General features: G+C 38.4%; 16 protein-coding genes and 5 tRNA genes. 9 read left to right on the forward strand and 12 right to left on the reverse strand.

The features are described from left to right. Positions 1-162: 162 nt before the first annotated feature. Positions 163-603 (forward strand): YcgN family cysteine cluster protein, encoded by a 441-nt coding sequence (locus AC2IP4_RS04565; protein WP_486307318.1) that lies wholly within the window; start codon positions 163-165, stop codon positions 601-603. Between the two features lie 448 nt (positions 604-1,051). On the opposite strand, the gene AC2IP4_RS04570 is transcribed toward AC2IP4_RS04565, so the two are convergent. Beyond that, complete coding sequence (locus AC2IP4_RS04570; protein ID WP_486310598.1) at positions 1,052-1,717, reverse strand: glycosyltransferase family 25 protein; 666 nt, start codon at positions 1,715-1,717, stop codon at positions 1,052-1,054. A gap of 592 nt (positions 1,718-2,309) precedes the next feature. Between AC2IP4_RS04570 and AC2IP4_RS04575 the strand changes: the two genes are divergently transcribed. The 4 genes from AC2IP4_RS04575 (at position 2,310) to AC2IP4_RS04590 (ending at position 5,279) form a co-directional block, all read left to right on the forward strand. Further along, positions 2,310-2,609: a hypothetical protein gene (locus AC2IP4_RS04575; RefSeq protein ID WP_486310599.1), complete on the forward strand. Its 300-nt coding sequence runs from the start codon at positions 2,310-2,312 to the stop codon at positions 2,607-2,609. A 264-nt stretch (positions 2,610-2,873) separates the two neighbouring features. After that, positions 2,874-3,713 carry an isopenicillin N synthase family dioxygenase gene (locus AC2IP4_RS04580; protein ID WP_486306591.1) on the forward strand — a complete coding sequence of 280 codons (840 nt, stop codon included), beginning with the start codon at positions 2,874-2,876 and terminating at the stop codon, positions 3,711-3,713. A 170-nt stretch (positions 3,714-3,883) separates the two neighbouring features. Further along, positions 3,884-4,375: a GNAT family N-acetyltransferase gene (locus AC2IP4_RS04585; RefSeq protein ID WP_105055060.1), complete on the forward strand. Its 492-nt coding sequence runs from the start codon at positions 3,884-3,886 to the stop codon at positions 4,373-4,375. 88 nt (positions 4,376-4,463) lie between these two features. Next, on the forward strand, positions 4,464-5,279 hold the full coding sequence (locus AC2IP4_RS04590) for a 5'-methylthioadenosine/S-adenosylhomocysteine nucleosidase (protein WP_486310600.1): 816 nt from the start codon (positions 4,464-4,466) through the stop codon (positions 5,277-5,279). Positions 5,280-5,326: 47 nt separating this feature from the next. On the opposite strand, the gene AC2IP4_RS04595 is transcribed toward AC2IP4_RS04590, so the two are convergent. From AC2IP4_RS04595 to AC2IP4_RS04630, 8 genes are all read right to left on the reverse strand, one after another. Further along, a tRNA-Ser gene (locus tag AC2IP4_RS04595) sits at positions 5,327-5,417 on the reverse strand. 122 nt (positions 5,418-5,539) lie between these two features. After that, positions 5,540-6,103, reverse strand: a complete 564-nt coding sequence (locus AC2IP4_RS04600) for a carbonic anhydrase (protein WP_486310741.1) — start codon at positions 6,101-6,103, stop codon at positions 5,540-5,542. Positions 6,104-6,559: 456 nt separating this feature from the next. Then, a tRNA-Asp gene (locus AC2IP4_RS04605) sits at positions 6,560-6,636 on the reverse strand. 38 nt (positions 6,637-6,674) lie between these two features. Beyond that, a tRNA-Ser gene (locus AC2IP4_RS04610) sits at positions 6,675-6,765 on the reverse strand. A gap of 261 nt (positions 6,766-7,026) precedes the next feature. Further along, a tRNA-Asp gene (locus tag AC2IP4_RS04615) sits at positions 7,027-7,103 on the reverse strand. Between the two features lie 38 nt (positions 7,104-7,141). Further along, positions 7,142-7,232 (reverse strand) — tRNA-Ser (locus tag AC2IP4_RS04620). Between the two features lie 204 nt (positions 7,233-7,436). Next, positions 7,437-9,245: a DUF3413 domain-containing protein gene (locus AC2IP4_RS04625; RefSeq protein ID WP_486310601.1), complete on the reverse strand. Its 1,809-nt coding sequence runs from the start codon at positions 9,243-9,245 to the stop codon at positions 7,437-7,439. Between the two features lie 19 nt (positions 9,246-9,264). Then, positions 9,265-9,492: a YejL family protein gene (locus AC2IP4_RS04630; RefSeq protein ID WP_060991367.1), complete on the reverse strand. Its 228-nt coding sequence runs from the start codon at positions 9,490-9,492 to the stop codon at positions 9,265-9,267. A 76-nt stretch (positions 9,493-9,568) separates the two neighbouring features. Here AC2IP4_RS04630 and yejK point away from each other — a divergent pair, with 76 nt between their 5' ends. Both yejK and AC2IP4_RS04640 read left to right on the forward strand, forming a co-directional pair. Beyond that, positions 9,569-10,585 carry a nucleoid-associated protein YejK gene (yejK, locus tag AC2IP4_RS04635; protein WP_486307317.1) on the forward strand — a complete coding sequence of 339 codons (1,017 nt, stop codon included), beginning with the start codon at positions 9,569-9,571 and terminating at the stop codon, positions 10,583-10,585. A 142-nt stretch (positions 10,586-10,727) separates the two neighbouring features. Further along, on the forward strand, positions 10,728-11,933 hold the full coding sequence (locus AC2IP4_RS04640) for a chemotaxis protein (protein WP_375322709.1): 1,206 nt from the start codon (positions 10,728-10,730) through the stop codon (positions 11,931-11,933). A 95-nt stretch (positions 11,934-12,028) separates the two neighbouring features. On the opposite strand, the gene nhaC is transcribed toward AC2IP4_RS04640, so the two are convergent. Further along, positions 12,029-13,465 carry a Na+/H+ antiporter NhaC gene (nhaC, locus tag AC2IP4_RS04645; protein ID WP_375322708.1) on the reverse strand — a complete coding sequence of 479 codons (1,437 nt, stop codon included), beginning with the start codon at positions 13,463-13,465 and terminating at the stop codon, positions 12,029-12,031. A gap of 623 nt (positions 13,466-14,088) precedes the next feature. Here nhaC and asd point away from each other — a divergent pair. Next, a complete protein-coding gene (gene asd, locus AC2IP4_RS04650) occupies positions 14,089-15,204 on the forward strand; it encodes an aspartate-semialdehyde dehydrogenase (RefSeq protein WP_486310602.1) in 1,116 nt (371 codons plus the stop codon). 171 nt (positions 15,205-15,375) lie between these two features. Here asd and ansA read toward each other — a convergent pair whose 3' ends face one another. Beyond that, complete coding sequence (gene ansA, locus AC2IP4_RS04655) at positions 15,376-16,389, reverse strand: asparaginase (RefSeq protein ID WP_375322706.1); 1,014 nt, start codon at positions 16,387-16,389, stop codon at positions 15,376-15,378. Between the two features lie 92 nt (positions 16,390-16,481). Continuing rightward, complete coding sequence (gene sppA, locus AC2IP4_RS04660; RefSeq protein WP_375322705.1) at positions 16,482-18,338, reverse strand: signal peptide peptidase SppA; 1,857 nt, start codon at positions 18,336-18,338, stop codon at positions 16,482-16,484. A gap of 217 nt (positions 18,339-18,555) precedes the next feature. Here sppA and AC2IP4_RS04665 point away from each other — a divergent pair, with 217 nt between their 5' ends. Continuing rightward, complete coding sequence (locus AC2IP4_RS04665) at positions 18,556-20,559, forward strand: FAD-dependent oxidoreductase (protein WP_375322704.1); 2,004 nt, start codon at positions 18,556-18,558, stop codon at positions 20,557-20,559. Positions 20,560-20,650 lie beyond the last annotated feature (91 nt).

A 20,650-nucleotide genomic window follows, 5' to 3' on the forward strand; every position in this document is an offset into this window, starting at 1 on the left:
AACGCTATCTCATTGCATATCAATTAAAGGATGCGCAAAATAGCACTCTTCCCCTTTCAGGTCAAAAGAACTCCGGATTCTTATTCGGTGATTAGTAAACCACTTGCACTTTTAGCTCAAGATGGGTATAAAACCGCCTCTTCCCATAACGAGTGTAAAGCAATGACTGAGCAATATTGGCAACAAAAAAAATTAGAAGAAATGACAGAGCAAGAGTGGGAATCTCTTTGTGACGGCTGTGGTAAGTGCTGTCTACACAAGTTAATGGATGAAGATACCGATGAAGTTTACTACACCAATGTTGCATGTAGCTGGTTAAATAGCAAAACGTGTTCGTGTAAAGATTACGCTAAGCGTTTTACCTCTGGTGAAAACTGTCTAAAACTAAGCCGTGAAAATATCGCTGAATTTAACTGGTTACCAGTGACTTGCGCATATCGCCTATTGGCAGAAGGCAAAGACATCCCAGAATGGCACCCACTGATCACCGGCTCTAAATCAGCAATGCATGCCGCTGGTGAAAGCGTAAGAAACAAGGTTGTTTACGCGATTGATGTGAAAAACTGGGAAGATCACATTACGAATCATCCTCACAGAAACTAAGTAAATCAAGTTTTTTCAGAGGGTTATATTTTTCTTTTCAATTAATAACCCTCTATATTATGAAGATCTATCGCCATTTTGTAACCACTAGATATAGTGATATTTTATAGGTGGGGTAGGGAATTCTTAGTTACAGTACCTTCCTTGTGAGTTTCATCATAAAGTGTTTCACTAATCGGCACTGTGCGGTTTTCTTTCCCTTCGCTTTTGTATTTATTCAGCTGAGAGCTTTTAGGTTAGCTATTTCTAAAAATCGACCACCAGTGATAAGGCTAACTTTTACTACCTTTAAAGTGTAAAGGTGCTGATATTAAACTAGGTTAGTATCAAGGAGGTATTTACTTATAATTAATGGGTTTATAGTACATTGGTATTCAATAAAGCATCGCATATCTCAATCAAGTTATGAAATTTATCATGTCCTAAGCGGTTGATAGGGGGATGAAAGCTAAAGCTTATACTTTCTCTTATTTAGCATTCTTATTATTTTGTATTTAATGCTTTTGTTTTTTTTGGGTAAATCTTTTTGCGCTATTGTCACAATGGATTTTCTCGGCATTCTAGAACCAATAACAGTATTACTACAAAATGGCGAAATTCCAGATAATAGACGTTTGGTAATCCAGGTATCTATTTGCATTGAATAGCCTGTTTTACTCGCTCTAGATAGTAGCATATCCGCAAAATATGGCGTTATTCCATAAACATATAACGGAAAAAATCCATGTGTTTTTATGAATGGTTCAGTCGAACTCTCACGCCAACCAGTTTCAGAAAATGAAACCATTCCGAGTTTAATTGTCTCACACTTTATAGCATCTAACATTATGTCTTGATGTATGAGAGCGTTATCTTCAATAATTATTGCAGGTTCTAAATCGTTAACAACTCGACTCCAAGCTGATGTATGAGCTTTCCAAGCTCCAAATTGTCCAGTAGAAAGCTTTCTCGATTTAAAAGACAATTGCCTATCGCCGTAATTTAAATTTTCTCTTTTTAAATTCTCTATCGATTCAGAATAAATAAATTCAAACTTTAAATTCAGACTATTTAATTGTCTTTCCATCATTGACATTCGGTCTTTGTTACCAGTCGTTAAAATATATATTTTCATTATTACCCTACGAATTATTTTTTTGTTTTGAAACTTTACATTTGCTTAGACAAATATGTTATTTATATCTTTTCATGCAATCTAGAATCCCAATTAATCGATAGGCCCGTATCGAAATTGGCTGATTTTTATTCGCTTTTGTAAAAAATTTAGTTTGAGTCATCAATGATATCTTTTATGCTTAAAAAAACAATATCGACGTTGGTTTTTCTACATTATGCATATGAGGCTAGCATCAACATAACCTTTAGTTTCTACGTTATTATTAGTTCAAATTTATAACTTGAATTGAGTATGTGAAAGGAGCTGGTTGTACGTATTGATATAGATTGTTTAATAAGAGATAAAAATAATTCGATCGTGTTAGATACGTCCTGGCAACGGTTGATAAATTGTTGGTTAGCTCAGTTCAAGTTCTTGGTATATAATATCTTATATCAGGTTATTATTTGATTCCTAAAAAACTAACTTATTGATATGTAATTACTGTTGCGACAGTTAATTTACAATAGAGGGCTAACTCATTGTTAAATATTGAATTTTATTTATGTGTTCAGTGTAATCATGTTACCAACTACCCGCACAGAAACTAATGATCAACAAACCAAAAACACAAAAACCTGATCGTAAAACAGCGATGCTTAACATCATTGAGTTGGTGAAAGCAGACTTTCCATTTGATGCGCCTGAAGCTCAGATATGCGGTGATACCTGTGTGGGTTGCCCACGTAAGTTGATTGAGTTGGTAGAAGGTGAGTTGTTGTATTGGGAGTCTTACGTTCAACGCGGAGAAACGCCGAATTTCTCAGAGATCGAAAGCTTTGCCAAACTGTGTAAAAACGTTCGTCGTGGTTTAGTTCGAAATGGAATTTTAGAGCCATTATCAAGATAATGCCGTTCTATCAACATCTTAACATTGCCTGCTGTTGTCACTGATGGTAAGGCAATCACTTCTTTAATCCTCTTCTGAAATAAATCTTGTTTATTCGCTTCCTTTAATGTTGTCGCACAGAATAGTTGTGTTTCTATGTGTAAACGAATTGTTGTCTTTTTTTAGACATTAGCGCTTGAGGCTCTCTGCTCATCTTAATACAATTTAACAGTACATTATAAAACATATTATAAAAACCAGTCAGCCAACGATAAGATAATAATTATGAAATTAGAAGCAATTGATTACACTGCTGAGAATGCAGCCGAACTGTTTGTTAAATCACTGCGTGAGACAGGCTTTGGTGTATTGAAGAATCACCCAATTCAACAAGAGCTTGTGCAAAGTATTTATGATAATTGGTATGAGTTTTTCAACAGTGAAGAGAAAGAAAATTTCCACTTCAATGTAGAGACGCAAGATGGTTTTTTCCCAGCGTCAGTGTCAGAAGTTGCGAAAGGACACACTAAAAAAGACATCAAAGAGTACTACCATTATTACCCAACAGGCCAATGTCCTGCTCAATTGAAGACTCAAATTCAAGAGTATTACGATAATGCAAATGTACTTGCCGCTGAGTTATTGTCTTGGGTTGAAAAATACTCACCAGAAGATGTTTCTGCATTGTACTCTCAATCGCTTTCTAGCATGGTCGAAAACAGTGATAAAACATTGCTTCGAGTTCTGCATTACCCACCGTTAGAAGGCGATGAAGAGCTTGGTGCTATTCGTGCTGGTGCGCATGAAGACATTAACTTATTAACAGTACTTCCTGCAGCTAACGAGCCGGGATTACAAGTTAAGACGAAAGAAGGCGATTGGCTAGATGTCCCTTGTGATTTCGGTAATTTAATCATTAATATTGGTGATATGTTACAAGAAGCGTCAGGTGGCTATTATCCATCAACAACGCATCGTGTAATTAACCCAGAAGGTGCAGATAAAACGAAATCTCGTATCTCATTACCGCTGTTTTTGCATCCAAAACCTGAAGTAGTGTTGTCTGAGCGTCATACTGCAAATAGCTACTTAATGGAACGTTTACGCGAGCTAGGCGTGATTTAATAAGTAACAGCGAAGAATCATATGAATAAGCGAGTAATTTAGGTTGCTCGCTTTTTTGTGTCACTGTGATCGAGATTGTTCCTCTATAGCTACTTTGTGGAGAGTGCCGCAATTAGGTATTTATATTTTTCTATAATGAAGAGAGAGAAAGATTAGTGGAGATAAAAGATATGGAATATCGAATTGTTGGCATTGCTAGTGAGCATGATAACGATATTTGCTACATCATTAAAAACGTTGGTGTTGAGTTTGGCGCAGTAGGTGAGGGCTTTGGTCCCTCTGATGATGAAGTGTTGGAAATGAGTAAGCATTATAATCCCGCATTTAAGAGTAAATACCTCATTCTTTTACTTGATGGGCGAGTGGTCGGTGGCTGTGGCTTAGCGCCATTTAATGGTAGTGATACGGTCTGTGAGCTACGTAAATTGTTTTTACTACCAGAAGCGCGAGGAAGAGGCTTTGGCAAAACGATAGCAGAAAAAGTGCTAAAATATGGCAAAGAGTTTGGATACACTCAATGCTACTTGGACACTCTTTCAAGTATGAAATCAGCGATTAACTTATATGAAACTCTCGGTTTTAGGAGACTGTTAAAACCGCTTGATGGTTCTGAGCATAATGGCTGTGATGTGTGGATGCTTAAAAAATTTACGGAGGCATAAATAACCAGGCAAACGTTTGCTTTTCTTCCTCTTTCCTGTATTATCCGCCAAAATTTTTACTTATAAAAATATTAATTAGGATATATACATGTCATACCTACGCTATTTATTTACTGGTTTATTTGTTTTTCTGTCGTTTTCTGTATCAGCAGCGTCAAAGCCTATCGTTTTGCAAGGCGCGATGGATATTGAAGTTAATTATATGGTGGAGCAGTTAAAAGATGCACAAGAAGTTACTTTTGGGTCTTGGACGTTCTGGACGGGAACAATAGATAATTACCCTGTGATTGTATCTCGAACTGAAGTGGGTATCGCAAATGCTTCTGCATCAACAACATTAGCGATTGAAAATTTCTCTCCAGAAATGATTGTGAACCAAGGGACTTCAGGAGGACATGATCCTGAGCTTTATCGTGGTGATATCGTATTAGCAACGAAAAGTTTCAACATGGGAGCGAACCGCTCTGAGTTCTCTAAAGAGGAAGAGGGTATTCAGCCTGAGAAATGGAAAAACTTCACAGTAACTATGCGTTTAAGAGAAGAAAATAAATTGGTTGAGCACGATGCGTTTTATTCAGCATCAGAGCTTGTTGAGTTTGCCTATGAAAATGTGAAACACCCAGCGAAAGGAAAAGTCGTGAAAGGCGTGATTGGTACTGCTGATGAGTGGAACCGTGAGGTTGCTAGAATTAATTGGCTGCATAAAACATATCAAACGGCGGCAGAAGAAATGGAAAGTTCATCAGCTGCCCTAGTGGCTGAGGCCTACAAAGTTCCATTCATTGGTATTCGAATCTTATCGAACACGGATTTACATAATCAAGATTTTGACCCAGAGACAGCGGTAACGAATCAAAAGTACGTTATTGACTTTGTGAAGCAGTGGATTGCAGAGCAGAAGTAATAAGCAGATACAAAAAAGCCCCAGCATTTCTGCTAGGGCTTTGAATGTGGTGGAGGGATAGGGATTTGAACCCTAGAACCGCTATTAACGGTTGCCGGTTTTCAAGACCGGTGCTTTCGACCACTCAGCCATCCCTCCGATGCGGTGAATAATAGTGGGAACCGTTCTTCTTGTAAAGGATTCTTTTGAATTAAAAATTCGTTTGCTCTAAATTCGATCATATCGATGAAAGTTAGAGCAAATCTCGTTATGCTTATCGTTTATTTTAAAACAGGACGTGCATTAATCGTTTGTACAGGGCGGTTATTTCCTTCGTACAAGGATTTAAATTGAGCTAATTGTTGCGATGAAATCGTAATTGGATTCTTCATTACAAACCAAGTCACTCCTTCTGTGCATGGTGGTGTTGTTAGTGAGCCATTAAATCGATAATAAGCTTGCTCCTTTGGAAGTAGGTTTGTTAGATCAATTTTAGAACCTAAATCCACTTCTCCCGATTTAGGCATTTTTGACCAAATTTTTGCCAATTCAAGATTTGTTTTCCCTTCTTTCAACATTACACCAACAACTGCGAGATTTCCGTTTTTGTCAGAATGGACTAAATGCATCTCTAGTGGAAAAGAATGACCAGCAATGAGGTTTTCACTTGGGGCATGGAAATGCAACTGAAGGAGATTAAATATTTTACCTTCTATTTCTATCGATTGTTTACCATCAAAATTCACTTGCACTGTATGCCCGTTATTGACGATGTTTTTCCCAGCTTGAGCATAGTTAAATACGATAGGACTTAATGTGCTTTCAATCGCACCAGTAATATCTATAGGAGATTGGTTAACACCTGTCTGACAGGTTCCATGCTAGTGCTCAGGAGCAGTTTTACCAGAGTAACTCCATTCAGAAGCAGAAACAAAGCAACTAGCAGATAGAGCGGTTAAAGCCGTTAACGTAGTAATTATCTTTTTCATGGAACTTAGGTCCTTATTATTTTATTAATGAAGAGACAGGCTAGTACAGACGATCATGAGATTAAAACGCTTTGAATTAAATTTAGACAGCTACTTCCATTTATATGAAACGGCTTGAGAATTTGTTTTACTTTTAAGGCATTATTGATTGGAATTAAGCAATTTTTAAAACTCAGACTCTATCTGAGTTTTGAAAGTGGTGGAGGGGGGGATTTGAATTCTAAGGTTAGTCATTAAATGCAGATATCGATGAGAACTCATATTCAACAGATACAAAAAAGCCTCGTCATTTCTGACAAGGCTTCGTTGTATTGGCGGAGCGGACGGGACTCGAACCCGCGACCCCCGGCGTGACAGGCCGGTATTCTAACCAACTGAACTACCGCTCCAATTTTTAAAACTCAGACTCTATCTGAATTTTGAAAAGTGGTGGAGGGATAGGGATTTGAACCCTAGAACCGCTATTAACGGTTGCCGGTTTTCAAGACCGGTGCTTTCGACCACTCAGCCATCCCTCCAATGCCGAGCATAATAGGCTGAACTACTTTTGTTGTAAAGTACTAATTTTAAAAAATATTCTGTTTGATTTAATTTTAAACAATTTGAGGGTGTTTAAAGCAATATTGAAGGTTTGATTATTGAGTTCTCTTAAGCTGGATAAATATAGGCCGGGAATAATGGGGATCTAGTTAGATATGACCAATGGATTAGTAGAGAGGGAACTCATATTCGACAGATACAAAAAAGCCTCGTCATTTCTGACAAGGCTTCGTTGATGTTGGCGGAGCGGACGGGACTCGAACCCGCGACCCCCGGCGTGACAGGCCGGTATTCTAACCAACTGAACTACCGCTCCAATTTTTAAAACTCAGACTCTATCTGAATTTTGAAAAGTGGTGGAGGGATAGGGATTTGAACCCTAGAACCGCTATTAACGGTTGCCGGTTTTCAAGACCGGTGCTTTCGACCACTCAGCCATCCCTCCAGTGCGGTGAATAATAGTAATATCCTTACTTCTTGTAAAGCATAAAATGCAAAAAAGTGTTTGGTTGCGCTATTTTTGCGCATTATGTTCTATTTTTAACTTAATTAAGCTGTTTTTCTATATAAAACAGTCGTTATTTAATAGCTAATTTTTTATTACTGACATAAAAAATCCCTTTGCTAAGAAAGGGATTTTAAAGATTACTTATTTTTTCGGATGATAAAATCGTTTTAACTCGGAGATGCCTTGCATCAATAAGGAGAGTTTTGGTTTTTCATCAGTAAGTCGATTATAGTTTTCATCATATACTTTGTAATTACCAAATGTATCGATAACAACAGTGTTTGTATTTGTTATTAAAGCGATATTCTTTCTATCCCCGGCTAATAACCAGCTACGATCATTGTCTTGGGTAAATAAGTTTAAGCCACTGCTGTAACTTTCTGATGGTGTCGTTGTTTTTAAGAATGACTCCATTAGCGTTGGTGCTAAATCTAAATGACTTGAACGTGTTGTGATTAATTCTGGCTCTACGTCAGGCCAATGAATGAGCATAGGTACTCGTAATTGATATTGGCTAAAGTTTGTACTTGAACCCCAACTATTTGTTTTGGTCTCATCAAATTCCATTCCGTGATTTGAGGTAATAATCACGATGGTTTTTTCCCAATCAGGAGACTGTTTTAGTGCTCTTAATACACTCTTTAGTTGTTGGTCTGTTTTCTGTACCGCTTTACGGTAATTAATTTCAAATGCACTTTGGTCTGAATTTTCTGTAGAGATAGGGCTAGTTGCATCGTATTCAGAAACAGAGGTTAGTTCTAAGTAACTAAACCAAGGAGTGTCAGGCGTTTGTGCTTTAAACCAATCATTCCATTGGTTAATAGCTTTTGTGTCAGACATCTTTTCTTTAGCGTCACTTAGCTCACCTTTAGTAAAGATGATTTGTTTATATAATGAAGAGTTGAAATCATCACCGCTGAATAACCCAAAAGAGTAATTACGGTTATGTAATTCAGCTAAAATAGGAGATTCAATATTTGAATTTCTAAAATTATCAACGTAATTCCCAGGAAGGCCATAGAAAAGACCAAATAGGCTTGTTGGGTTATTACTTGCACTATAATGATTGTTGTAATTTATGTTGTTCTGCGCAAAGCGGGTTAGGTTGGGCGTATCTGTATGATTTAATGTATCAGCACGAAGACTATCGATCATGATGATTTGTAAATTATAACCCGTTTGTTTTGTTTTAAATTTAATCGGCTCTAACGGATAACGCATTGCTTCTTGAGCTCCGCCAGTACCTTCTTCTTGAATTTGTTTTGCTAGTGCTTCGCGATCAATAAATCCATGCTTTTCTAAAAACGAACGTGCGGTCATTGGATATGATAGTGGGAAAGTTGCACGTTGAGCAGTTACGGGGCCATAAGCAGAAGCATCTGCCCATGTATGAATTAAATGGCTGCCAATAAAAGCAACAGAAAATAGAATAGCAAAAGGACGACCTACATGTTTATGAGCTAATTTACGTAGCTTATTCCAAACCCATTCAGATAGAGAAAGTTGAAGTAGGAAAATCACGGGAACGACAATGAATAAATATTGCCATTGTGTATTTAAATTTGATTTATCGTTGTTTAAAAGCATATCCCAAACCAGAGGCGTGATATGCAAATGAAGATTTTGATATGCGTAGGTATCAAGAAGTAATAATGTCATACCTGCTGTAGCAATAATGACACTTAACACCCGCATTAAGCGTTGGGATGGCGTAATAAAGGTTAAAGGAAATAAAACCAGAATATAAAAGCCAAAGACTAGGAAGCCAAAATGACCTATCCAGTTTAAAACCAGATAGGTCTGACCTAGTAGCGTTTCAGGCCATGGAGATTGCGATATATAACGTGTGCCAATAAGCATTGCAGCAATGATATTGAAAAAGCTGAACCAGTGGCCCCAAGTTATTAACTTAGAGACTTTGTCGCCGTAAGTATTTCCGCTATCAACCATGGTAATTGAATTCTCGCTCTTAGTGAGTTTTTGGTGTATCTAATGAGCTAAGCAGTGCTTGAGCAAATTTTTCAGCGATGATTTTACGCTGTTCTGCTGGCACTTCTTGGTTTAGTACATTCGTTGCAATGTTACCAACCAACATTAGAGATAGATCTGCCGGTGCGCGATGTTTATCTAGTACATCGACCATCTCTGTTAACATTTGTTCAATTTGTTTGTTGCTGTATTTAGAAGTAATAGCCATAAGTCTTTTCAGTTAATGATAGTGAAAGCGGCTTATGATAACCTACTATGTACGTCAACTAAAAACCTTTTCTATTATGAGTTTAACCCTTTCAAACGTAATTTTACATAAATTAGTAAAAAATGAGCAAGATGAACTCGAAGTTTGTCTACGAAATCAAACTCTTGACAACGAAGAGTTCACTGAAGCTCTAGTTTCAGAGCTGCATCGTGTCTTTAACTCTAAAGCAGGTAAAGGCTTTGGTGTTTTCAAGACTGAGAGTGAGTTTGGCCATTGGCTAGGATCTGTTCGTAAGAATGAAACACCCTTCTTAGAATTCAGTAATAAATCGGCTGAAAAATTAAAATCAGAATTGATTAAATATCCGTTTGCTGAAGAAGGTATCTTAGTGATTGCTGAGTACCGCTCGTTAGCAACAGAATATTTGTTTGTTGCTGTTCTACCATCAAATGAAAGCATGAAGGTTACGGAGCAACTAGATATTAGTTCGACTGATTACCTTGATATTGCAAAAATGGATATTGCGGCTCGTATTGATTTATCAACGTGGGAAACGGATTCAGATTCAAATCGCTACCTTACGTTTATTAAGGGGCGTGTAGGTCGTAAAGTCTCTGATTTCTTCTTAGATTTTTTACAAGCAGATGTTGGTATGGATACAAAGGTTCAAAACCAAGTATTGATGCAAGCAGTAGAAGACTTCTGTGCTGATGAGCGTTTAGAAAAAGACGAAAAGCAACAATATCGTAAGCAAGTATATGATTACTGTAATGGTCAATTACAAGCGGGTGAAGAGCTAACGGTAAAAGAATTATCGGGTGAGTTACCAACGTCTGAATCTGGTTCTAATTTCTATCAGTTTGCAGAAGAGCAAGGTTATGAGCTAGAAGAATCGTTTCCTGTTGACCGTACCGCATTACGTAAGTTAACGAAATTTGTTGGCGCTGGTGGTGGCTTGTCATTGAATTTTGATGCGATGCTACTAGGTGAACGTGTGTTCTATGATCCAGAAACCGACACTTTGACGATTAAAGGCACCCCTCCAAACCTTAAAGATCAATTAACGCGACGTCTAGGTTCTTCTGAATCATAATTCGTGTTTATATTATAAAAATTAAAGCTGTTAATTTACTTATAATTGACGGCTTGTTCTCAAATATTTGAGCATTTAATTTTTACAAAATGATACTCTACCAGTCCTTTAATTATAAAACTCTGGTTAGGTAGGGTTGTTCATGAAATATACCTCTAAACTTTTTGTCTCCAAGCTTTTCGCTATCGCTCTTCCCCTCCTTTTTCTCAATGGCTGTTCTTTACTTGAGCTGAAAATAGAATCTCAATCTGTGCCATTAACAACGACAGAGTTAAATACTCGAATATTAACTCGTGGTTACAGCAAACATTTCTTTAGTGAAGTTGAAGCTGCTGCAGATAAGATTTCTTCAAGCTATCCAAAAGACGATGTTTTACATCAATCTTATGTTTTGCTGTGGAAAATAAATGCAGAAGAAGGGTTGCAACGAGCGGCATATCAAGTCTCTCCTCAAATTGCCTTAATTGATTCGTGGGTTTTTGCGGCACAGATGGAGCAGTTTTTCTCCGTAGGTGGGAAAGGGGCTGCATTATTTGAAAGCGATGCGGATTTTAAAGCCAGTCAACTTTTGCATGAGGATATTAAAGCTTTGGCAGAAAAGCTGCTATCGAAATCTGAATTTAATGAAGCTCAAGAATTTATTACTGACTTTGTGTCGAAAAATCAGTTTGAAAGTTTAATGATGCGTAGAACTCCTGCATTAAAGGCGTGGTTAGCTCACCAAAACATTGATGAATCAGAAGCGGTAGCAACATTAGGAACAATGCCGGAAGCGTTAGGTGATGTTTCTGATCGTCTTGGTTTAGTCTCAGAGCAAACCCCGAAGATCATGACATGGAAAGCACAACTGATTGCATTGAATAGTAATGTAAATGGTAATGACATTAATAAAACCATGGAAAGCTTGCGTCATACTTCGGAGTCATTCCAAGATTTTGTTAAAAATAACCCTGAGTATATGCAAAACTTAGCAGAGCAAATGAGCTTGCAACTGCAGCCATTGCTTGATGACTTGGATATGAAAACCGATGATAAATTAAACCAGCTTAGTGCCGAACGTGTGGCTTTAGAGGCTATGGTCGCAAGAGAACGTGAAGAGTTGGTGAATATGGTCGAGAGAGAACGTAAAGCAATTGCGGTTATTGTTTCTCAAGAGCGGGAGAAGTTTACTCAAGACCTTGATAAAGTGTCACAAGATGTCTTAACGCTTGCCATGGATAAGGTTATAGACTTAATTAAAAGTACCATTATTTACTTTATCTTATTCATCCTAGCGATTTTCTTTGCACCTTTGGGCTTAGGTTACTTTCTAGGCAAACGAGCAGCAATAAAGAAAACGACTGTATAGATATTGGTTGTAAGGTTTAGATATAAAAAGCCCGAGGTTGAATAATCAACCTCGGGCTTTTTTTAGATATGCGATTTAGAATAGAACAGTATGAGTTACGCTGTTTTTGTTTCTACAGCAATAGCTTCATCTGTTTCTTCTATTGTGATAGTTGGTTCGCATTTATCAACAAACCAGCCCATGTAAGACGTTACAATCGTTACGATAATACATACAAAGCTTAACCACATGAATGGTGCGTAAGACAGTGTTGCAACACCAAGAATACTCGCCATGTAAATACCGTTATCACTCCATGGAACCATACCTGAAGTTAGCGTGCCGCCAAACTCAGCGTTACGAGAAAGGTTTTTACGTTTGTAACCTAAGCGGTCGTAGTTTTTCGCACAAATCTTTGGGGTAAGGATAAGTGATACGTACATTGCTGAACCAAAGATGTTACCAAAGAAAGCGGTAGCAATAGTACTTGTCGCTAGTGAACCTGGACCTTGAACGCGTTTTTCGAAAAGTTTAGCAACGGTTTCTAATACGCCAACTTTATCTAGTAGGCCACCAAAACCTAAACCAAAGACGATAACAGCAACAGAGCCAAGCATTGAAGACATACCGCCACGGTTGAGTATTGCATCAATGAAATCAACACCAGATGAAATAGAGAATGGAGCCCACGCTGTGTTAAATGCTGTTAAGAAGTCAATGTCTTGAACCATTACCGCCCAGATAATCCCCAGCAGTGAACCAAAGCTGATTACTGGGAAAGAAGGCATACGCATTGCCAGTAGGCCAAGAACAATAACCACAGGAACAAATGAGAATGGAGAAATAACAAATTGCTCTTCCATTGCAAGGATAACTGAGTCTACTTGGCTCATATCAACGTTACCTGCAAAGTGGAAACCAAATGCAGTGAACATGATACCAGTAATGATATAGCTGATAAGTGCAACTGGAAGCATACCTTTGATATGTTCCATCACCTCAACACCAGACATAGAAGAAGCAAGAATTACTGAGTCTGATAGTGGAGACATTTTATCGCCAAAGTAACAACCAGAAAGGATAGCACCGGCAGTAATCGGGGCAGGAACACCAAGACCTTGACCAATTCCCATCATCGCAATACCCGCAGTACCTGCAGCACCCCAAGAAGTACCGGTTGCTAATGCCGTTAATGAACAGATGATCATCGTTGCAAGAAGGAAGATCGATGGGTGAATTGCTTTTAAACCATAGTAAATAATGGTTGGAACAATACCGCCAGAAATCCAAGTACCTACCAAAGCACCTACAGCCAAGAGAATTAATACTGCTCCTAGTCCGTTGGAGATGCCATTTAGAGCCGCTTTTTCTAAAGATTTGTAATCATGACCTAACTTGATACCAAGAGTAATGATAATGAACCAACCAATATAAAGTGCTAATTGGATAGGTAAATCAAGTTGTGCCGTGAAAGAAAAGGCAAGAAGTAGAAATAGCCCTAAAGATATAATTACCTGTGTTATCGAAGGTAACTTTGTCGTTGCTTGCTTCATGTATAAAGCCTCTTTTTTGTATGCATGAATAAAATTCATACGATAAGGGATTGTGTTTTCTAAACGAGGTGCACTTTACCTTATGATCAACAATAGATCGATTAAGTATGGCTTATTTGTGATTCTTATCTCTAGGGCTGTTAATTTGATGAGTTTAAAGTAATTAAATGGTTAAATTTTTTATTTAAAATTGATAATGTTTGAATCTAATCCGAAAGTGATTTTTTTATTTTATATTGTGAATATAGTGTTGTTGTGATTTTGTTTTTCATTAATGCCCTATATTTCGGAGTAATTGTTGGCTTTTATTGTTATCTGTGAACTTTTATGAAGTGTAACGAGATGTTTTTATAACCAAATGTTGTTTTTTGATACTTTAATTTAATTTCCTGTAATTAATTATTGAAAAATAACTTCTTATTAACTTCAAAGCCGTGGGTTGATGACGTTAACTTTTAAATTGTTTGTTTTTTGTTCTTTTAAGAAAAGAGTGAGTCTTAAAATTTGAAAGAATATGATTCAGAAAATAATAAGTATAGGGAAAATAGTACTTGAGATTTTTGTCTGTTCATCATATAGATGGTGTAAGCACTTTTTATTTTTGAAATTACAGGGAGAGTACAATGAGAGTAGGTTTAGTTGGCTGGCGTGGCATGGTGGGTTCTGTTTTAATGCAACGTATGGTCGAAGAACGTGATTTTGACCATATTGAACCTGTATTTTACACCACATCACAAGTGGGAATTCCAGCACCAAACCTTGGAAAGGATGCCGGTTTACTTCAAGATGCATTTGATATTCAGTCCTTACTAAAATTAGATGCCATTATTACCTGTCAAGGCGGTAGCTATACTGAGAAAGTATACCCAGCACTCCGTCAAGCAGGTTGGAAAGGCTATTGGATTGATGCCGCGTCTACATTACGTATGAAAGATGATGCGATTATTACGCTTGATCCAGTGAACTTTGATCAAATTCAGCAAGGCATTCATGCGGGTACTAACACCTATGTTGGTGGTAACTGTACGGTTAGCCTGATGCTAATGGGGCTTGGTGGCTTATATAAAGCAGGTTTAGTTGAGTGGGTGAGTGCTATGACGTATCAAGCGGCTTCTGGTGCTGGTGCGAAAAATATGCGTGAGCTAATTTCTCAAATGGGCGTAGTGAATGATTGCGTGACATCTGAATTGGCAAACCCTTCAAGCTCTATTTTAGATATTGATAGAAAAGTAGCAGAAACAATTCGTTCTGATTCATTCCCAACATCAGAGTTTGGTGCTCCACTGGCGGGTTCATTGATCCCTTGGATTGACGTTAAGCGCGAAAATGGCCAGAGCAAAGAAGAGTGGAAAGCAACTGTTGAAACCAATAAGATCCTTGGTCTTCAAGATTCACCTATTGCGATTGATGGTACCTGTGTACGTATCGGTGCAATGCGTTGTCACTCGCAAGCATTAACGATTAAGCTGAAACAAGATGTGCCAATGGATGAGATTGAAGAGATCATCGCTACCCACAATGATTGGGTTAAAGTTATTCCTAATGAACGTGATATTACCGCACAAGAGCTAACGCCAGCAAAAGTGACTGGTACGCTATCTGTTCCTGTTGGTCGTTTACGTAAAATGTCGATGGGTAACGATTTCTTAAATGCCTTTATGGTTGGTGACCAGTTGTTATGGGGTGCAGCAGAGCCACTTCGTCGTACATTAAGAATCATTCTAAATGAGAAAAGATAGTTTCTTAATTAATACCAATCGTAGTAAATAACTGACCATCCTAACTGGTTAAAATGCTCGATAATTGCGTTGAAATTTTTGATTGTAGAATAACTAGTATTTAGTGAAAAAAAAGGCTCCCCATGAGATAATCTGGGAAGCCTTTTTATTATATTCAGACTGGTGCTTTATTTAGTGAGTTAATTCACCACGTAAACTTTGCTGCATCATTGTACGCATCGTTTCATAAGGCAGGTCTTTACTTAGTAGGAAGTGTAATTTAGCAAGTGCGGCTTCAGGTGTCATGTCGTAACCACTGATAACGCCAGCTTCTGCTAGGGCACAGCCTGTAGCATAACCACCCATGTTTACTTTTCCTGATAAACATTGCGTTAGGTTTACAACCACAACCCCACGTTCAGAGGCTTCTTTTAATTGAGCAAGAAGTTCTGGATTTTGCGGAGCATTACCAACACCAAAGGTCAGTAAAATCATCGCATTCACTGGTTGACGTAATGTATTTTTAATTACTTCAGCAGAGATACCTGGGTACATGGTTACTACACCTATTGGTTGTGGTGTAATGTTATTAACTGTGAATTCGCCTTTTGGCTGTTTATTAATTTCCGCACCATTAATTTGAATATTAATACCCGCTTCCAATAGTGGTGACAAGTTTGGTGAAGAAAACGCATCAAAGCCATCTGCGTGAGATTTTGTACTGCGATTGCCTCGAATAAGTTTGTTATTGAAAAATAACGTGACTTCATTAATTGGGTAGTTCGCCGCAATGTGTAAAGCGTTTAATAAGTTGCTTTGACCATCAGAGCGTAGCTCAGCAAGAGGAATTTGAGAGCCAGTAACGATAACTGGTTTACCAAGGTTCTCAAGCATAAATGACAGTGCTGAGGCAGTGTAGGCCATGGTATCCGTACCATGCAGAATTACAAATCCGTCGTATTTATCGTAGTTAGCACGAATATCATCTGCAATGCGTTGCCAATCTTCAGGCGTCATATCAGATGAGTCAATCAGTGGCTCATATTCGTGAATGGTGAAAATAGGCATTTCTGCACGATGGAACTCAGGCATTTGTTTTAATTGATGTTGCATGAATCCTGCAGCAGGAACATAGCCATGATCATCTGATTTTAACATGCCGATTGTGCCGCCAGTGTAGGCGATGTAAATGTGTTTTCTTTCCATAATAACAACGGTACAGAGTTATGGGAGGTGGTGCGATTATACTGTGCATTTGGCATAAAGAAAGCCCGACATGTGTCGGGCTCGTCATGCTTTTAAAGATTGCTACAGTTCAAACAGAAGAGATATTGCCCTTTTGGATCATTAAAGTTATTCAACATGTTGATGTCTGTTGCAACTTTGCTGATAGTCGGTTGCAATGCTTCAGGAGCAAGTGAAAATAATTCTGTCTTGATATTAGCGTTAAAGCTCATACTTAACTCTTCAAGGAATTGCTCCATTGGAGATAGCGGCTCTTTAACCCAGTAGAGGTTATATGACTCCATATTGGCTAATTGAGCTGCGGCTTGTACTGCATCATCAAAATCACCTAATTGATCAACTAAACCATGTTTTAGCGCATCTTTACCTGTCCAAACACGACCTTGGGCTACGTTATCAACCGCTTCTAAGGATAGATCACGATGATCACTCACCAGTTTAATAAAGCGGTGGTAGCCATGTTCGATACCTAACTGCATTACTTGAGCAACATCATCATTTAACGGGCGAGTTAAGCCAACGCCATTAAATGGAGAGGTTGAAATCCCATCACTGTGGATCCCCATTTTATTTAAACCTTTTTCAAAGGTGGTTAAAATGCCAAAAATACCGATAGAGCCAGTAATGGTGGTTGGTTGTGCAATGATCTTGTCTGCACTTGCAGAGATCCAATACCCACCAGAGGCTGCAACACTCGACATCGAAATAACCACAGGTTTCCCTGCTTCTTTAAGGGCATCGACTTCATTACGGATCACTTCAGAAGCAAAAGCACTGCCTCCTGGACTGTCAACTCGTAGAACGACTGCTTTTACGTTGTCATCACCACGGGCTTGACGAAGTAGGGCAGCAGTTGAGTCACCACCAACAGTGCCTTGGCGTTGAGTGCCATCCATAATTGCCCCACTTGCTACAACAACCGCAATATCTTGAGCATCAGGAATGATCGCAGGGCGAACTTGTGGGCGATAATCGTAATAACTGATTTGTTTAAAGCTGTCGTAGCCATTTGAGCCAAATTGCTCAATGAGATCTTTACGAACTTCTTGTCGTGTAGCCAGCTTATCGACTAAACCAAGCTCCACTGTCATTTGTGATAAATCACCATTAACAGTCTTTAATTTTGCAATGAATTGATCCATTGGCATGGTTAACGTTTTTGCATCAATTTGACGGTTAGTGGCAACATCATCTAAATAAGCATCCCACAATTGAGTTAGCCATACGGATGTTGATTCTTTTGCCGCATCAGACATGTCATTTCTAAGGTATGGTTCTACTGCTGACTTATATGTTCCAACACGGAAAACATGTGTAGAGACATTTAATTTCTCAAGTAAATCTTTGTAGTACAGAGTATAAGCACCATAGCCACGTAATAAAACAGTGCCATCTGGAGCCATAAAAATTTTATCAGCGTAACTTGCCAAATAGTATTGGCTTTGGTTGTAGTAATCACCAATGGCATAAACAGGCTTACCTGCCGCTTTAAATGTATTAATGGCTTTAGCGATATAACGTAATTTGGTTAGGCTGGTTTCATTCATTTCTTTTAAATGAAGCACTAAACCTGACACATTATCATCGTGAGCAGCAAAGCGAATGGTATCGACAATATCAAATAAGACGTTCTCTTGTGATTTTTGACTGCCTAATAAATCAGAGGTAACACGCTCTAATGGTTCACGAAACTTACTCTCTTCAACAATGGGGCCTGATAAGTCAAGAATGAGGGCTTTTTTCTCTACTTGTTGAGTTTCAACATTAGAGTCATCATTGCTTAGAAAAGTGAAAGCAATAACTCCCACAAAAGCAAGAAAAACTAGGTTTAATACCAATTGACGCGTAAAGGAAAGTAACTTCCATATCGCTTGAAAACATTTCCCTATGAAGTGGAATAACCCTTTCATATTGTTCCTTATTATTAGTTTGAACTCTGTGACTATCCTACGCTAAGTGAAGCAAAAAGTAACTAAGCGAAATAATCCTGAATGAGAATGAATGCTAATTAGTGTAAATAAGAAAAATATTGATGAATGTTGCATATTTGTAAATAGTTAATTGTAGCAAAGGCCTATAGCTACTATTCTGGTCAGACCACAATAATTATAAAAGCGATGGATTGTTATGACGTACCCACACCTTTTTCAGCCGTTAGAACTTGGGTTTACTCAATTAAAAAATCGAGTCTTAATGGGCTCTATGCATACTGGATTGGAAGAAAGTAATGATGGTTTTAAAAAATTGTCCGCTTTTTATGCTGCTCGAGCTAAAGGTGGGGTTGGGCTTATTGTTACTGGTGGTTTTGCGCCAAACTTTCGAGGACGTCTAACGCCCTTTAGTGCACAGTTTAGCTCTTCTCGTGCAGCGGAGAAACATAAAGCGTTAACTCGTGCTGTACATGATAATGGCGGAAAAATTGCCCTTCAGCTTCTTCATGCGGGTCGCTATGCGATGCATCCTTTAGCGGTGAGTGCTTCTGACATTAGAGCACCGATAGGTATGTTTACGCCAAGCCAAATGAGTGAGCGCCAAATTCAAAAAACTATCCATGATTTTGCTAATAGTGCGCATTATGCAAAACAAGCCAATTACGATGGCATTGAAGTAATGGGATCTGAGGGGTATCTCATTAATCAATTTATCTGTGCTAGAACAAACATGAGATATGACGATTGGGGCGGTAATTATCAAAATAGAATACGCTTCCCGTTAGAAATTATTAAAGCGATACGTGAAAAAGTAGGTACTGATTTTATTATTATCTTCCGATTATCTATGCTTGATTTAGTGGAACAAGGCAGCACGTTTGACGAGGTGGTGGAGCTTGCTCAAGCGTTAGAAAAAGCCGGTGTGACAATTTTAAATACCGGGATTGGTTGGCATGAAGCAAGAATACCAACCATAGCAACTCAAGTGCCACGCGCAGCATTTAGTTGGGTGACAGAAAAATTAAAAGATAAAGTCTCTATTCCTTTAGTTACGTGTAATCGCATTAATACGCCAGAAGTTGCAGAGAATATATTAGCATCGGGACAGGCCGATATGGTGTCAATGGCGCGTCCATTTTTAGCGGATGCTGAATTTGTAAATAAAGCAGAGCAAGACAAATCAGAATTAATTAATACTTGTATTGGCTGTAATCAAGCCTGTTTGGACCATGTATTTAAAGCTAAGCGAGCCACGTGTTTGGTTAACCCTCAAGCCTGTTATGAAACCGAGTTAGTACTTACTCCTACTGAAAAAGTGAAGTCAATTGCAGTGATTGGTGCAGGAATGGCTGGTTTATCTTGTGCGACATCAGCGGCCGAACGTGGTTATCAAGTAACAGTATTTGAGCGAAGTGATCGCATTGGTGGGCAGTTTAATTTAGCCATGCAGATCCCAGGAAAAGAAGAGTTTAAAGAAACCATTCGTTATTTCTCCAATAAATTAGATCATAAGAACATTATCGTTAAGTTGAATTATACCGTTGAAATGGATGAACTGCGCCAGTTTGATGAGGTGGTAGTGGCAACAGGCGTTAAGCCAAGAACCCCACCGTTAGAAGGTAGCGATCATCCAAAAGTGATTGATTACCAAACTTACATTAAGACTCAACCTAAACTTGGTCAAAAAGTGGCGGTGATTGGGGCGGGTGGTATTGGCGTTGATGTCGCGACCATGATCACTGAGCCTGAAGATCACACATTAGATGCGTGGTTAAAAGATTGGGATATTGATAAAAATATAGAATTTGAAGGCGGCTTAAAGCCACAAGAAACAGATCAAACGACTCGTGAAGTATGGTTGATGCAGCGTAAAAAAGGCAGCATAGGTAAAGGTCCTGGCAAAACGACGGGTTGGATCCATAAACGTACCTTACAAAAACGTGGCGTACATATGCTAGCAGGTGTTGAATATTTAAAAGTGAATGATGAAGGTTTGTATATTCGTCAAAATGAAGAGGTTAAGCTGCTCGATGTTGATCATGTTTTAATGTGTGCAGGCCAAGTATCTGTCAATGACTTAGTTGAAATATTAACCTCAGAAAAGATTGAGCATCACGTTATTGGTGGTGCAGATCATGCCGGTGAATTGGATGCGAAACGAGCAATTCGTCAAGGGGTTGAACTAGCCGCAAAACTTTAAGCTAAAATTCCAACAAGTTAGGCAACAAAACTTGATAACTGTCTATTTATACAGGTATAGTGCTGATGTTATTCACAACATCAGCACTTTT

The organism is Aliivibrio thorii, from assembly GCF_057368585.1.

Excerpts from the sequence above, each read along its gene's own strand:
- AC2IP4_RS04590 (WP_486310600.1), top strand. The coding sequence starts at position 4,464 with ATGTCATACCTACGCTATTTATTTACTGGTTTATTTGTTTTTCTGTCG.
- AC2IP4_RS04575 (WP_486310599.1), top strand. The coding sequence starts at position 2,310 with ATGATCAACAAACCAAAAACACAAAAACCTGATCGTAAAACAGCGATG.
- AC2IP4_RS04585 (WP_105055060.1), top strand. The coding sequence starts at position 3,884 with ATGGAATATCGAATTGTTGGCATTGCTAGTGAGCATGATAACGATATT.
- asd (WP_486310602.1), top strand. The coding sequence starts at position 14,089 with ATGAGAGTAGGTTTAGTTGGCTGGCGTGGCATGGTGGGTTCTGTTTTA.
- AC2IP4_RS04570 (WP_486310598.1), bottom strand. The coding sequence starts at position 1,717 with ATGAAAATATATATTTTAACGACTGGTAACAAAGACCGAATGTCAATG.
- ansA (WP_375322706.1), bottom strand. The coding sequence starts at position 16,389 with ATGGAAAGAAAACACATTTACATCGCCTACACTGGCGGCACAATCGGC.
- AC2IP4_RS04565 (WP_486307318.1), top strand. The coding sequence starts at position 163 with ATGACTGAGCAATATTGGCAACAAAAAAAATTAGAAGAAATGACAGAG.
- nhaC (WP_375322708.1), bottom strand. The coding sequence starts at position 13,465 with ATGAAGCAAGCAACGACAAAGTTACCTTCGATAACACAGGTAATTATA.
- sppA (WP_375322705.1), bottom strand. The coding sequence starts at position 18,338 with ATGAAAGGGTTATTCCACTTCATAGGGAAATGTTTTCAAGCGATATGG.
- AC2IP4_RS04580 (WP_486306591.1), top strand. The coding sequence starts at position 2,874 with ATGAAATTAGAAGCAATTGATTACACTGCTGAGAATGCAGCCGAACTG.
- AC2IP4_RS04630 (WP_060991367.1), bottom strand. The coding sequence starts at position 9,492 with ATGGCTATTACTTCTAAATACAGCAACAAACAAATTGAACAAATGTTA.
- yejK (WP_486307317.1), top strand. The coding sequence starts at position 9,569 with ATGAGTTTAACCCTTTCAAACGTAATTTTACATAAATTAGTAAAAAAT.
- AC2IP4_RS04625 (WP_486310601.1), bottom strand. The coding sequence starts at position 9,245 with ATGGTTGATAGCGGAAATACTTACGGCGACAAAGTCTCTAAGTTAATA.
- AC2IP4_RS04640 (WP_375322709.1), top strand. The coding sequence starts at position 10,728 with ATGAAATATACCTCTAAACTTTTTGTCTCCAAGCTTTTCGCTATCGCT.
- AC2IP4_RS04665 (WP_375322704.1), top strand. The coding sequence starts at position 18,556 with ATGACGTACCCACACCTTTTTCAGCCGTTAGAACTTGGGTTTACTCAA.